General features: G+C 62.7%; 12 protein-coding genes and 1 pseudogene. 12 read left to right on the top strand and 1 reads right to left on the bottom strand.

The genetic code is table 11. The features are described 5' to 3' along the window. Nucleotides 1–68: 68 nt before the first annotated feature. Nucleotides 69–1,250: a 5-demethoxyubiquinol-8 5-hydroxylase UbiM gene (gene ubiM / locus NKH22_RS29295; protein WP_352912117.1), complete on the top strand. Its 1,182-nt coding sequence runs from the start codon at nucleotides 69–71 to the stop codon at nucleotides 1,248–1,250. 293 nt (nucleotides 1,251–1,543) lie between these two features. Next, nucleotides 1,544–3,454: a putative bifunctional diguanylate cyclase/phosphodiesterase gene (locus NKH22_RS29300; RefSeq protein ID WP_023822534.1), complete on the top strand. Its 1,911-nt coding sequence runs from the start codon at nucleotides 1,544–1,546 to the stop codon at nucleotides 3,452–3,454. A 94-nt stretch (nucleotides 3,455–3,548) separates the two neighbouring features. Here the strand turns inward: NKH22_RS29300 and NKH22_RS29305 are convergent, their stop codons facing one another. Further along, the gene (locus tag NKH22_RS29305) at nucleotides 3,549–3,830 is read right to left on the bottom strand and encodes a DNA -binding domain-containing protein (RefSeq protein WP_081725593.1); all 282 of its coding nucleotides are present in this window, start codon (nucleotides 3,828–3,830) and stop codon (nucleotides 3,549–3,551) included. A 104-nt stretch (nucleotides 3,831–3,934) separates the two neighbouring features. Here NKH22_RS29305 and NKH22_RS29310 point away from each other — a divergent pair, with 104 nt between their 5' ends. From NKH22_RS29310 to NKH22_RS29360, 10 genes and pseudogenes are all read left to right on the top strand, one after another. Next, nucleotides 3,935–4,168, top strand: coding sequence for a helix-turn-helix domain-containing protein (locus tag NKH22_RS29310; RefSeq protein ID WP_023694857.1), 234 nt, complete (start codon nucleotides 3,935–3,937; stop codon nucleotides 4,166–4,168). Nucleotides 4,169–4,541: 373 nt separating this feature from the next. Next, nucleotides 4,542–5,504: an ArdC family protein gene (locus NKH22_RS29315; protein WP_352912119.1), complete on the top strand. Its 963-nt coding sequence runs from the start codon at nucleotides 4,542–4,544 to the stop codon at nucleotides 5,502–5,504. Nucleotides 5,505–5,752: 248 nt separating this feature from the next. Beyond that, nucleotides 5,753–6,172, top strand: coding sequence for a DUF2958 domain-containing protein (locus NKH22_RS29320; protein ID WP_023822536.1), 420 nt, complete (start codon nucleotides 5,753–5,755; stop codon nucleotides 6,170–6,172). Between the two features lie 79 nt (nucleotides 6,173–6,251). Further along, nucleotides 6,252–7,973, top strand: a complete 1,722-nt coding sequence (locus NKH22_RS29325; RefSeq protein WP_286456154.1) for a ParB/RepB/Spo0J family partition protein — start codon at nucleotides 6,252–6,254, stop codon at nucleotides 7,971–7,973. A 546-nt stretch (nucleotides 7,974–8,519) separates the two neighbouring features. Further along, a complete protein-coding gene (locus tag NKH22_RS29330) occupies nucleotides 8,520–8,843 on the top strand; it encodes a DUF736 domain-containing protein (RefSeq protein WP_023747246.1) in 324 nt (107 codons plus the stop codon). 171 nt (nucleotides 8,844–9,014) lie between these two features. Further along, nucleotides 9,015–9,284, top strand: coding sequence for a helix-turn-helix transcriptional regulator (locus NKH22_RS29335; protein ID WP_352912121.1), 270 nt, complete (start codon nucleotides 9,015–9,017; stop codon nucleotides 9,282–9,284). Beyond that, a complete protein-coding gene (locus NKH22_RS29340) occupies nucleotides 9,281–9,829 on the top strand; it encodes a S26 family signal peptidase (protein ID WP_352912123.1) in 549 nt (182 codons plus the stop codon). The genes NKH22_RS29335 and NKH22_RS29340 overlap by 4 nt, the downstream gene beginning before the upstream one ends. Next, nucleotides 9,817–10,503: a lytic transglycosylase domain-containing protein gene (locus NKH22_RS29345; protein ID WP_023806669.1), complete on the top strand. Its 687-nt coding sequence runs from the start codon at nucleotides 9,817–9,819 to the stop codon at nucleotides 10,501–10,503. The genes NKH22_RS29340 and NKH22_RS29345 overlap by 13 nt, the downstream gene beginning before the upstream one ends. 186 nt (nucleotides 10,504–10,689) lie before the next feature. Next, nucleotides 10,690–12,657: a relaxase/mobilization nuclease RlxS gene (gene rlxS / locus NKH22_RS29350; protein WP_352912125.1), complete on the top strand. Its 1,968-nt coding sequence runs from the start codon at nucleotides 10,690–10,692 to the stop codon at nucleotides 12,655–12,657. 1,289 nt (nucleotides 12,658–13,946) lie between these two features. Beyond that, a pseudogene (locus NKH22_RS29360) lies at nucleotides 13,947–14,366 on the top strand (nodulation factor fucose acetyltransferase NolL); the annotation flags it as partial. Between the last annotated feature and the right edge of the window lie 40 nt (nucleotides 14,367–14,406).

The raw sequence follows: 14,406 nt of genomic DNA on the forward strand, positions 1-14,406 counted from the left end.
AAACCGTGGGTGATTGCGATGCTTCAAGAGCGCTTCGTATCGCAGATAGACGCTATGGCGGCACGCTGATGGCCGGCTCTGTCGACACATTCGACATCATTGTCGTCGGAGCTGGGCCGGTCGGACTTGCCTTCGCAGCATCGCTCGCCCGGAGCCGACTCAAGGTGGCAGTGGTTGAACGGCAATCGCTCGACAGCCTGGCGAATCCGGCTTTCGACGGTCGCGAGATCGCGCTGACCCACGCATCAGTGAGAATCCTTCGCGAGCTCGGCGCCTGGGATGCCATCCCCGCATCGGACAAATCACCGCTTCATGGCGCGCGCGTGCTCAACGGATCGAGCCCTTTCGCCCTATGCTTCGATACTCCCAGCGGATCTGGGGAACCACTCGGATTTCTGGTCCCAAATTGTCGGATCCGCGATGCCCTGTTCAAAATTGTCTACTTCCAGGATCATACCCGGCTGCTGTGCGGCAACTCGGTCGTCAATGCAACAACCAGCGACGACGAGGCGGTCATAGCGCTTTCTGATGGCAGGCAATTGGCCGCTCGGCTGCTCGTCGCAGCGGATTCGCGTTTGTCCGCGATGCGCGACCTGCTCGGCATTGGCGCCAACATCCATCCGCTTGGCCACTCCATGCTGATTTGCCGAGTGAGGCACGAGCGCTTCCATCACCAGATCGCGGTCGAATGGTTCGACCACCATCAGACCATAGCGATGTTGCCGCTCATGGAAGGCGTGTCGTCGCTGCTTCTGACTTTGCGCTCAATCGAGGCCGATAGACTGTCTGTACTCGATGACGAATTGTTCCTCATGGAATTGATGAACCGGTGTCGAGGACGCCTCGGGCAGATGACCCTGGCAAGCACCCGCCATGCCTATCCGCTGGTCACGACCTGGGCGCACAAGTTCTCGGCACCGAGTGCGGCACTGATAGGAGACGCTGCCATCGGCATGCACCCGGTGACCGCGCATGGCTTCAACATAGGCCTAAGCGGCCAGAATCAACTCGCTCATAAAATACTGACAGCATGTCGCGCCCGCCGCGACATTGCCGATCCCGACATGCTCGGCAGATACGAAAACCGGCTGCGGCTGTCGGCGGCGCCGCTCTATCATGCCACCAACATGCTTGTCGGTCTTTACTCAAGCGAGCACCCGGCGGCACGGCTTGCAAGACATGCTGGGCTCCGCTTTGCCCAACATCTTCCCTTTGTCCGCCATGGAATTTCGGCCATGCTCAGGCGGTGAATCGCACAGAGCGCTGCCGCTCTGGAGCGCTGTCTCGGCACGGCTTCTTTGTCTTGCTGGCTCGCGGCGTCGCGGGCAAGGCTGCTTCCTGGTGACGTTGCCGATCATGGCATGATTCGGATCAAGGCACGCGCGCGGGCGAAACCTTGATGATTCGGCAATGCTAAGCCAAAGGTGTGACCCGAAGCATGGTGAGCGCACTGGGTACCCTCGCTGGGTAGTTAACCCGTCCTTCAGTGGGCTTGCATAGGTTTGGTCCTCGCGAACAATGACGGAAGCAAACTGGTCCATTCATGGCACCCCTAAAGAAAGAAGAATCGCTGGAGGCCAAAATCCGTCAGGATCAGCTTGCTGACCTGAGGGCCGGGCTCTTCGTGTCGATGCCGATAAGCGCGATCCTGTCAGGCCTGATTTGCGGGGTGCAGGCCCTTTCTGGCGGCGGCTTTGCCGCTGCAAGCTGGTTCCTGGTCGTCAATGCGCTAAATGCCGCCCGGCTTGCACTCGCGCGTTTTCAGCTAAAGGAAACGGGGCGCCATCAGGATTTGCTTGGCGTTTTGCCGCGCCTTCGCATGTTTGGCGTCCTTGCCCTTCTGGCAGGGTTTGCCTGGTCCTTCCCGGCCGTGCTGACTGTTGGATACACAACACCACAAGCACCGATGCATCTGGTCATACTGGCGGGCATTTCAGCTGGTGCGGTTACATATGGCAGTTCGTATGCCGCTGCGGCGACCAGCTTCATCACACCTCCACTCCTCATCACGGTGGCGTGCCTTTTGGCGAAAGGCAATTTTGAACGCTACATTCTGGCTTTCACCGTTCTGCTCTTCATGGGCGGCTTGGTCCGAGCTTCGTTTGTTGGGCAGGCGCGCTTCCGCGAAGCAAGCCGCCTGAGACATGAGGCAGAGCGACTTGCGTCGGAAATGGAGCGCAACTCCAGGGAGGACCATTTGACCGCCCTTCTCAACAGGCGGGGCCTTGAACACGCCATCGGTCGGTTCAAGACCGCGGATGGCCCCTTCGTGGCAATGCTGATTGATCTGGACGGCTTTAAATCGGTCAACGACACCTACGGTCACAGGACCGGTGATGAACTGCTTGTCATGATCGCCCGCCGCATAGAGCAGGAAGCACCGGAAGGCTCAACGCTCGCTCGTATCGGCGGCGATGAATTCGTGCTGGTTTTTCCCTCAACGAGAGCTTCGCTTTCTGCCAGTGATCTCGCCTCCAATATCATAGCCAAAATTGCTCGCCCCTATATCGGGGTCGCGTCCGTGCGCGTCGGGGCATCGATAGGGATATACTTGGCGCAGACGTCGAGCCTGACTGAAATGCTGTTGCGGGCCGATATCGCCCTTTATACGGCCAAGCGCCATGGCAGGAACGAATTTTGCCTGTTCGATGCCGAACTCGACCGGGAACTCCAACGCCGCCAGTCCATCGAACGGGACCTTCATTCGGCGATAAAGACGGGAAGATTGCAACCTTGGTTCCAGCCGATCGTGAAACTCGACACCGAGGCCGTGGTCGGTTTTGAAGCCTTGCTGAGATGGTCCCATCCGACACATGGTGCCATCTCTCCACCCGAAATCATCACAGCCGCACGCGAAACCGGAATGCTTCAGCTGCTGACGCAAACGGTATTCGCCGACTGTTGTGCTTTTATCGACGGCTTGGTGAAAGCTGACCGTCGTAACATTCGTGTGGCGATGAATGTTTCCCCGCGCGAACTGGAAGCCGGCGATATCGACGACATGGTTCTGGATGGTCTGGCGGCAAGAGGCCTGCCTGCAACGATGTTCGAAATCGAGATTACCGAAGAATCGCCGGTGGACCCGGACAGAGTGGATGAAAAGCTCGGACGGCTTTCGCATGCCGGTATTTCCATCGCGCTCGACGACTTCGGCACCGGCTTTTCTACCTTGGCATCTCTCAAGGATCGCCGGATACGCAAGGTGAAAATAGACCAGGGCTTCATTCGCGGCTTGGCCAAGTCCAGAGAGGACCGACTGCTTGTCAAATCGGTCATCGAACTCGGTGACATGCTCGGGATCGAGGTCATGGCCGAGGGCGTCGAAACAGAGGCGGATCGGCAAACCCTGCACAAGCTTGGCTGCCGAACCGCTCAAGGCTTCCTCTTCTCCAAGGCTGTGCCTTTGATGCAAGCACTGGAAATGGCAGTCAAACAGCACGCGAACCAGTTGTGACCGCTCCCGCAGCGCCGGCTGTCGCGGCCGTGCGCTGCCGAATTTGGCTACAGAGACTTGCCTGCTCGAAACACGTGGCAGTGGGCGCTGTGCATCAGCCGGCGAACAGTTCCTTGTAGCCGGTCGTCATCATCCAGTTCGCACGGTCGATATGGCTGCGAAGAGCTTTGCGGGCGCGGACCGGGTCAATGGACGGGTCGATGCCGAGAATGCGCTCGGCCATCTCCTTTTCACTGGCATTGTCGGCGCAGGCATCCAGGATCCGCAGGTAGATCTTGAAATGCTCCCTGTCGTAGCTCGTGAGGTTCTCCGACCAGGGGACTTCATCGCTCAAAGTTGAGCTTCGCGTCTCATCTGTTCCCATTGGTCCATTCATGCCTGCGGATCTCGCCTGTGAGCGCACGCAGTATATCCCAAAATGGGATAATCCGAAACCGGGATTAGTCGCTGATCCGGTCTTTACCCGACCGGTTCGCCTCCATGCCCAAATCCCTTCGATCGCCCCGCCACCAGCGGTTCCTGGCCCGGCTGGTTTTGCTGCGCAAGACCAAAGGCCTGACCCAGAAGCAGCTGGCTGACAAGCTTGGTCGTCCCCAATCCTTCGTGGCCAAGTACGAGGGCGCAGAGCGGCGTCTCGACGTCATCGAGTTTCTCGACATAACTGCGGCCCTTGACGCTGATCCGTGCGAGATTCTGTCCAGCCTCCGGTCCTAGCGGGCGCCCGCGCGCCTGACGACGCGCATCAGGTGCTCGTGAACCGAGCCCGCTTTTCTTCGGCAAGCTCAGGCGGTCTCGGCCATTCGGCTTCGCCCCTTGGCGTGGGCAGCCCTTCGGGCTGAGACGGTCGCCGCCCTTGCGGGCGGCGCGGTTTGTCGGTTGGCCTTTCCCGGTGGGCGCGGGGTGGGCGGCACTCCCTTCTAGGCCCGCCGCGGCAGCCCGCAACCCTTCGCGTGCCGCTCAGGGTCCTCCTCTTCGTTCCGGTCCTTCGGATGCGGTCCGCGTACCACGGCGGGCCTTTCCGGTCGCGACTCGCCGCCCACCCCGCTTCCGGGGAAAGGCGCGGCGATTGGTGAGCGGAGGATAACACATGCGTGCAAACAGCAAGCGTACCACCAGCACAGAGGCTGGCGCAGGCAAGGGCAGGCGCCCGGGCGCCAGCCTCTATCAGGAGATCACCGACCGCATCATTGCCGAACTGGAGCGCGGTACCGTGCCATGGGTCAAGCCATGGGGCAGCGCAAAAGCAGGCCTTGGCCTGCCGAGGAATGCGTCCACGGGGCGCACCTATTCCGGCATCAATATCCTCATCCTGTGGGGCGCCGTCATCGAGCGCAGCTATCCCAGCCAGAACTGGATGACCTTCCGGCAGGCGCTTGCCCATGGCGGCAACGTCAGGAAGGGCGAGCGCGGCACGACCATCGTGCATGCCGACCGCTTTGTCCCCAAGGACGAGAAGGAGCGCGCTCGCCACGAGGGCGATGCACCACTGGCGGTGCCTTTTTTGAAGCGCTTCACGGTCTTCAATGTCGCGCAGTGCGATAATCTTCCGGAAGAGCTCCATGCCGCCGCCGAGCCTCTGCCTCAGAGCGAGATCGTGCCGCAGGCCGAGACGCTCATTCGCACCAGCGGTGCGGATTTCAGGGTCGGCGGCGATCGCGCTTTCTACATGCCGGGCAGCGACCACATTCAGGTGCCGCCGCAGCCGGCGTTCCATCAGCAGATCGACTATTACCGAACCTGCTTTCACGAGCTTGGCCACTGGACCGGCCACCCGACGCGACTTGCTCGCGACCTCTCCGGCTCGTTCGGCTCCAAGGCCTACGCGCGTGAAGAATTGGTCGCCGAAATCGCTGCCGCCTTCGTCTGCGGCAATCTCGGTATCGAGCCGATCGTGCGTCACGCCGATTACATCGGCTCATGGCTGAAGGTGCTGCGCGAGGACAACCGCGCCATCTTCCGTGCCGCCAGCCTCGCCTCGAAGGCCGCCGATTTCCTGCTTGGCCTTCAGGCCGATGCCGAAGGCGAGGCGCAAGAAGGGATTGCGGCATGACGATGCGCGATCCTCAACTGGCCGCGACCGAGCCGACGCCGCAAAGGAGCAGATGCTCATTCCTGGCGTCCAGCCCATCACCACGCGGGCAAACCCTCCTGATGGACGCGCCGATGTGTCCGCGCGCGGCGCAAAGCTGCTCGAAGTCGGCCTCTTAATGGTGAGGCGGATCAGAGGAAGGTCCAGGGAGCCTTTCTCCCGCCGGACGCAAGAAATCAACGCGACCCGTTCTGACAAGGAGTCTTTCCATGATCCTGATCACCAATCCACAGCGCGCACGACTGCTCGCCCATGGCGCCGCCGGCGCCGACATCGACCATTTTCCCGTTGTGAAACTGTTTAATCCGACAGGTGCCGCGACCTGGCTTCTGAGCGAACTCGACGCCGATGGCGACACTCTGTTCGGTCTTTGCGATCTCGGCTTCGGCTTCCCCGAACTTGGCAGCGTCAGTCTGGCCGAGCTTGCATCCGTAAAAGGTCCGCTTGGCCTCGGCATAGAGCGCGACCTGCATTTCCAAGCGCGCTTTCCGCTCTCCGTCTATGCCGAAGCCGCCCGCATTTGCGGCCACGTCAGCGAGGCCGAGCGACTGCTGCGGCAAGCAGCAGACGCCCTATCAAAGCCCCATTCCGAGCTTCCGCCCGACACGGCGGAACAGCAGCGCCGATAGGCGCAAAAACCGTCCCGCCGTGCCGGCCTTCGGCCTCTGCGGCGGGGACAACCTTAACCAAAGCAAAAGGAGAGTAACCATGCAGCTTGCCCACATTCCCTTGGATCAGCTCAACATTTCCGCGCTCAACATGCGCCATGGAAAACGCGCGCCCGACATATCCGACATCCTGCCCTCCGTGCGTGCGCGCGGCGTGCTGGTGCCACTCCTTGTGCGGCCGAACGGCCAGCCGGAAACCTTCGAGATCGTCGCCGGCAGGCGGCGCTATTTCGCCGCGAAATCGCTTGCCGACGAGCGCGGCGAAGGCGATCCCTTGCCCTGCGCCATCATGGAGGACGGTGACGACGCCGATGCGCTGGAAGCTTCGCTGATAGAAAACCTCGCCCGCCTCGATCCTGACGAAGTATCGCAATGGGAGACGTTTTCGCGGCTTGTCAGGCAAGGCCGCACCGTTCCCGACATCGCTGTGACCTTCGGCATCACTGATCTCAAGGTCAAACGCATTCTGGCGCTTGGCGACCTCTTGCCCAAAATCCGCGAAGCCTATCGGCGCGAGGAGATCGATACCGAGACGGTGCGCCATCTCACCATGGCTTCCAAGGCGCAGCAGAAGGACTGGCTGGCACTCTGTGCCGATCCCGATCAATACGCGCCGCGTGGCTATCAATTGAAGCAATGGCTGTTCGGCGGCCAGTCGATTTCCACCAAGGTGGCGCTGTTTGCCATCGAGGAGTATCCCGGCCTGATCACCTCGGACTTGTTCGGCGAGGACAGCTATTTCGCCGATGCCGACCTGTTCTGGCAAAAGCAGAACGAAGCGATTGCCACCAAACGCGACACCTATCTCAACGAGGGCTGGAGCGAGGTTGTGCTGCTGGAACCGGGCCAGTATTTCCACGCATGGGACCACGAGAAGACCCCGAAGAAGAAGGGCGGCAAGATCGTCATCACTGTCTCGCATCGCGGCGAGGTCGAGTGTCACGAGGGCTGGCTGTCACGCAAGGAAGCCCGCCGCGCCCGCGAGGGCGGCGAGCAAGAAGAAACAGCCGCCAAGCTGCCGCGCCCCGAAGTCACCGGCCCGATGCAGAACTATATCGATCTGCATCGCCATGCCGCCGTGCGCGCGGCCATGCTCGACCATCCCGCCGTGGCGCTGCGCCTCGTGGTGGCGCACGCCATCACCGGTTCGGGCCTGTGGCAGGTGCGGCCCGAGCCGCAGCGCGCAGCCAACGAGACGGTGACTGCCAGCCTTGCCGGCTGCAAGGCTGAAGCCGCATTCGGCAAAAAGCGGCGCGAGGTATTGGCCCTGCTCGGATCACCGGATGAGGATAGCTTGGTCGCCGGCGGCAATGGCGACGCCGTTGCTATCGCCGGCGTGTTCGCGCGCCTCTTGGCGCTCTGCGACGACGATGTCATGCGCGTTCTCACCCTTGTCATGGCCGAGACGCTTGCAGCCGGCAGCGCCGTCATCGAGGCGCTCGGCAACCACCTGAACGTCGACATGGGCATATGGTGGCAACCGGACGATGCCTTCTTCGACCTCTTGCGCGACAAGGAAATCGCCAATTCGATGCTGGCCGACGTCGGCGGCAAGCTGGTCGCGGACGGCAATGTCGCCGAGAAGGTCAAGACGCAAAAGAACATCATCCGCGACTTCCTGGCGGGCGAGAATGGCCGCCCCAGGGTCGAGACCTGGCTGCCGCGCTGGATGAAATTCCCGGCCCAAAGCTACACCAGCCGCGGCGGCTTCCGCACCGCCGATCAGTGGACACAGGTGCAGCCGCTGTTCGTGCGCGAATAGTCGATCAGGGCCCGAGCGGCGGTTCTCTCGATTACCGCCGCTCAGGTCGCGCGCGCCGCTACGGGCCACGCCGGCTGCCGATTGGGCGTCTTGTCGAGCCAGTGCCGCGCGCGAGAAATTCCGACGCCAGTTCGCCCCATTTCGGCAGCCCCGCACCGCGCCGGGTTGCTTGCTGAGGCGCCAAAGGCGCATGGGGCCAATTGTCCGATCCGGTTGCCGACAGAGCCCGCGCAGCCGGCGCTCTGCACTGCCGCCGGCTTCTTGTGTCACCGATCGCGCCACCTGTCTCCATTGTGTCTCAGGGACCATTCCCCTGCGGCTGGCTGTCGACCTATGGGCGGATCCGGCCCGCCCGAAACCCTCGCCGGCAGCTTTTTTCCCCGCCGCCTGCGGCGGCTTCCTCGCGCCGCTTCGCTTCAAAAAAGCTGCCCGCGCGGGTCCTCCGCTATCGCTGCGGCCGTCCCGGTTCCGGCGGTCCGGACGCGCCCATCACGGTCCGCCATCGCAGGGGAATGGTCCCCTGCGAGCACCAAGAGGAGACTGGAAATGACCGCGATCGGATACGTCACCAAACAGGAAAACGGCGGCTACAAGGGCCAGCTCAAGACGCTCAGCGTCCGCGCCGACATCGATATCGTGCCCAATCAGGCAAAGAGCGCCGACACCCATCCCGACTTCCGGGTGCTGACGCAAGGGATCGAAGTGGGTGCGGGCTGGATCCGCACCGGCGAGACCTCCGGCAAGGACTATGTGAGCCTGTCGATTGCCGCCCCCGAGTTTGGCCCCCGCAAGCTCTACGCCAATCTCGGCCGCGCCGCCGGCCAGGATGACGACGACACTTACGCCATCATCTGGAATCCGGTCGACTGACCGGCCGATCCGGAAAGCCCCGCGCCGCCACCGGCGCGGGGGCCTCTCTCAGGACCCGTGAGGCCGCCGAAGGGGGCGGCGAAAACTCGCCCCCCACTCTTCGCCCGTCCCCAAAACGATCTCGCTCGCCGATCCTCGCCTTCGCTTGTCCGCAGCGAAACGAGGATCATCATGGACGACGTAAACGATCGCGCAGCCCGCGCCAAGAAGGGCAGTCCGTTTCTCAATACCGCGCAGGCAGCCTTCTATATCGGGCTGTCCCAGCGCACGCTGGAGAAGATGCGCCTCAAAGGCGGCGGCCCGCAATTCCGCAAGCACGGCCGCTATGTCCGCTATCACATCGACGAACTCGACGATTGGTCGAAGGGGCACGCGCAGGAGACCGGGCCCGAGGACGGCGGGCACGATTCCGGCTCGGCCGGCGAGGGAGGCCGCTCATGAGCCGGCGTCCCACCATCCATCTGATCGGCAGCCATCTGCGGCGCATTCGGGCGCGCAAGACGACCGCCGTGGCCACGATGGGCCTTGCCCTGATCGGCTTCGCCGCCTTCGGCAAACCATCGCCCTGGCTGGTCTGGAACGCCTCGGCGAGTGCGCCGGTCGGCCTCTATCGCGTCGCGTCCGGATCGCCGGCTCTTGGTGATCTCGTACTCGTCCGCCCGCCAAAACCGGTCGTCGATCTGGCCGCCGAACGCTTCTATCTGCCCAGCAACGTGCCGCTGGTCAAGCACCTTGCCGCGCTGCCTGGCGAGCATGTCTGCGCCTTCGGCGACGCCATCATCATCGGCGGCGAGATTGTCGCGCGCCGGCTTGCAACCGACACGCAGCACCGTCCGCTGCCTTGGTGGAATGCCTGCCGAAAGCTCGCCGATGCCGAGGTTTTCCTACTCGGCAGCGATAAAAATCGCTCGTTCGACAGCCGCTATTTCGGGCCGGTGCCGACCAAAAATATCATCGGGAGGCTCGTGCCGCTATGGACCGAGTGACCCTCCTGATGCTGGGCATGGTGTCTCTCGCACCATGCGCCTGTTCCGCCGCGACCAACACGAAGCCGGTCGTCATCTCCCATAGTCCGCAGCTTGCAAGATGGCAGCCCTTCGTAGCCGAAGCAAGCCGGCGTTTCAGCATTCCACAGACCTGGATTTATGCCGTCATGCATGCCGAAAGCCGGGGGCAGACGACGCTCAATGGGCGGCCGGTCACGTCGAGCGCCGGCGCCATTGGCCTCATGCAGGTGATGCCAGGCACCTACGAGGAGTTGCGCGCAGAGCTTGGCCTGGGAGCCGCCCCGCACGACCCTCGCGACAACATTCTGGCAGGCACTGCCTATCTGCGCGCCATGTATGACCGCTTCGGATTTCCAGGCCTGTTTGCAGCCTATAACGCCGGGCCGGAGCGCTACGAACAGCATTTGCAGCGTGGGCGGCCACTGCCCAGCGAGACGGTTTCGTATCTGGAAGAGGTCAAGGCGGCGGGCATTTCGGCCGCCGATATGGACGCGCTCACCGACAAATCCCCTTCCAAAACCGCGCCGGGAATCCCGTCCGGGCAGTCGCTGTTTTTCCTCCGAAACGGTGTTTCCGTGACCGGCCCGAATGGCCAAATCCTGGTGCCGCTCGGATCGGAGCGAGCAAGGTCAGGCCGGCCGGATCGCAGGTGAGGGCAGCGGCTACCGTGGTTCGGGCGGGGGGCAGGGAGGCAGGTCCGCGGAAGGCAAGATAAAGGCATCGCCTCCTGAGGCGGCGAAGTGTTTGTCTGCACATCGTTTTCCCGGGAGGTTGCCTGCGGGTCCAGGAGGGTCTGGCGCGCAAGCCTCTGATTTTGCTGCTGGTTCATCGGAGGCCGCATGCAGGATGACGAATTCACGCCGAGGCTCGGCAAAATTGGCTCGCGCGGCTCGAAGGCGGGCAAACGCTACGCTGGCCAGGTCCAGGCCGCGGTCAACCGAGCAGGCGGCAGGAGCGGACGCGGCAGCCGCTTCATCGGAAGCCGGGTGGGGCGCGGCGGGGCTGCTGCCGCCGTTCTTAGAGCACGCGACCGCCACGCGGCGTTTCGGCAGCGGCGCGCAGTCGTCAAGGCACGCATCGTCAAGCTGGCCGGCAAGGGAGTCGACGGAGCTCGTGCGCACCTCCGCTACCTCCAGCGCGACGGCGTCACCCGGGAAGGCGAGCGTGGCGAGCTCTACGCTGCCGACAAAGACCACGCGGACGGCAGGGCCTTTCTCGATCGCGCGAACGGTGACCGTCATCAGTTCCGCTTCATCGTCGCCCCTGAAGACGGTATCGAGTATGATGACCTGAAGCTGCTCACCCGGCGCCTCATTGCGCAAATGGAAGAAGACCTCGGCACCAGGCTAGACTGGGTGGCCGTCGACCATTTCAACACCGGCCATCCTCACACCCACATCATCGTGCGCGGCAGGGACGATCACGGCGAAAACCTCGTCATCGCGCGGGACTACATCTCCTCTGGCCTGCGCGAGCGCGCAGCCGAACTGGTTAGCCTCGACCTTGGCCCGCGCACCGACCGCGAGATCGAGCAGCGCTTGCGCCAGGAGATGGAGCAGGAACGCTTCACCAGCATCGACCGGCAGTTGATGCGCATGCGCGACGAGGGGCATGTCTCACCAGCCAGCCGAGACACCTTTCGCCAGACGCTGCACCAGGGCCGCCTGCGCAAGCTCGAGCGGATGGGCCTCGCCGAGGAGATGCCTTCGGGTCGCTGGCGCCTGGAGGATGAGCTGGAAGCCACGCTACGCCGCATCGGCGAGCGCGGCGACATTGTCAAGACCATCCATCGCGAGCTGACCGGCAAGGGGCTCGTCCGCAGTGCCGCCGACTATCTTATCCACGATCGATCCGACGGGTCGGCCCAAACCGTGGTCGGACGTGTCGTCGGGCGCGGGCTGGCCGACGAAATCACTGACCGCCATTACCTCGTCGTCGACGGCGTGGACGGCAAAAGCCACTATTTTGATATCGGCAAAGGCGAGGCCACCCAACCGACACCAGAAGGCTGCATAGTGCGGATCAGGCCGAGGGACACCGGGCCAAGAAAAGTCGACCGCACAATTGCCGGCATCGCCACGGTCAACGACGGGCGCTACAGCATCGATATCCATCTCAAGCATGACCCCTCAGCCACCGAACGCTTTGCCGAAACGCACGTGCGGCGACTGGAGGCGATCCGCCGTGCGACCGGTGGCGTCGAGCGCGAGCCGGACGGCACATGGACAGTCGCGCCCGACCATCTCAACCGCGTCGCGGATTACGAGCGTCAACGAGCGAGGGCCCAGCCTGTTGTCGTCGGCAAGCTCTCATCAATGCCGCTGGAGAGCCAAGTAGGCTTTGACGGCGCCACCTGGACCGACCAGGAGCTGGTATCAGCCCACCCTGAGTCCTTGCGCGACTCTGGCTTCGGTCGAGAAGTACGTCAGGTCCAGGCCCGCCGACAGCAGTGGCTGATCGCGCAAGGTCTTGCCCAAGATGCGCAGGATCGGGTCATCTATCGCGCCAACATGCTTTCAATGCTGCGCCAACGAGAGCTGAACCGTGTTGCCAGTCAGCTCTCGGACGAACTCGGGCTCTCGTATTCTGAAGCGCAGCATGGCAATCGAATAGACGGTACGCTGCGCCGCTGCGTCGAGCTCGCCGGCGGAAAATACGCTGTCATCGAGAAATCGCGCGAGTTCACGCTGGTGCCCTGGCGGCCGGTGCTTGAGCATCATATCGGCAAGGAGGTGTCTGGCGTGGTGCGCGCCGAGGGGATTTCCTGGACGATCGGACGGCAGAGGAGCGGGCCTGGCGTTTCGTGAACTGGCTACAATTTATTTGTTCACGTTGAAACAGGTACTCAGCCCAGACGGAGTTCCTCCGCCTGCTGCTTGCTCGCAGCATTCATTTGGCGGAGAGTCAGTGTTCTGCATTTTGTAGTTCGCTCTGTCAAAAAGCGCTGGGAATATGCATCATGTTCTGCGTTGACACGGAAGCCGGGCCGACAGGTGCCGCCCTGTGGTTGCGGATCGGCTCCCGATGGCTGCCAGCTAGAAAGGTGGGCTGACTCGTGATAGCGCAAGGGGCTATGGCGGCCGCGGTACGGCGAAGCGAGCTCTGGCATCGAGGATGAAGCCGCACTTCCCGATCTTATTCTACTCGCAGGACCGGCAGACGCGGCGGCCGCCCCTGCGGGTGCTGTTGGCCCTGGCGTGAACTGGCAGTCCGTCCCGCGGGGACTTTGTAACGGAGAAAAGTCGCTGCGATGGCCCGGGTGACGATGCGGTCAGCGACCATGCCAGACGAGATCGGCAGCTTTCTGCCGCGGCACGGCGCCGGAGCCATCAGGCCGCCGCGACATCGGGTCTGGCGCACCTTCGGATGTTGGCTGGCCGCGGTTTACTTCGAGCAGCGCCGGGTGGGTCATGCGGTGCCGCTACTGGGCACCGAGGCAGCTTTGGGCATGAGACCCGTTCAATCGCGCCGGCCACGTCGGTCATCGCGACATCTGGAGTCGAGGCCAGGTCAGACCGGGAAAAAAACCTGCTCGTCGCGCGGGAGCCCCGGGTTGCGCCGTCGATCCTTCCGCCCAACTCAGCGCCGCGCGACCAGCAATAGCCCCTTGCCCCGAAACTGACGCCAAGCCGACGGACCCGCTCTGCGCATACCGATGCCGTCCGCGCCGTCGTCGGCGGAAACCAGCGAGCCGTGGACCTCACACAATCTGAGCCGCTGGTGACGATGTGCATCGCCTACTTCCATCCGCACTCCTATCGACGAACTCGCCCGCTGCCCGCGGTGATGCGAACCCGTGGATGAATATTTCGCCGAAGCCGCAGTGGGGGCTCAGCCTCGACGATTTTTTTGCCTTGCCCCGGCGGGCGGCGCAACCGAGCATCGAGACAAAAAACGGGAAAGGGAGGGCACCAGCCCGTTAGAGCCGTGGCCATGATGATGTGGGGACGATCTCCTGGAAGAAATGTGGAGATCGACGCTCTCCTGACGCGCTCATCGAAGATTTTAGGCCGCGCCGACGTGGCTGCTTGAGCGATAACACTCACTCCGGAGGCCCCAGTGCGGCTCCTTGGCCAAGCTGCTCGGCACGCCGTGAGTGTGCTTTCTTGTTTGGGGAAGGGACTTACGTCTACAACAATCTCGTTTCGATCTACGATGGAGAGTCGGCGAGACAAGTGTTGCTGATGTTCATTGGCTCCGTAGCAACTTCTGCAGTCACAATGCAGCTTATGTTCCTATGCTGGAGAGTTGGCCATTCAACTCGCGTAGCTCGCTTTGTTGCGGTGGAGCTTGGTCAGAGCACACTGCTGCTTTACCTGCTTCAGGGCGCCGTGTTTCGCTTCATGGATCTAATAGGGTTCGGAGAGCTTTGGGATCTCCCGAGCAGAATCGGGTTCGCCACTTTGCTTGGTGCCGCGATCGTTGTCTCCGCTTGACAATTCGCAGGATTGCGCGTGACCACGGATGGTTGGATACCCTCCGGCGAAGGCCGCCTTGCGAGAGGATGGCACGGTAGCGAGGCTGCGCTCTTAAGGTCGTCCTTACGAGCGAAGTTA

It is taken from the genome of Mesorhizobium sp. M1252 (assembly GCF_040318265.1).
GTDB lineage: Bacteria > Pseudomonadota > Alphaproteobacteria > Rhizobiales > Rhizobiaceae > Mesorhizobium.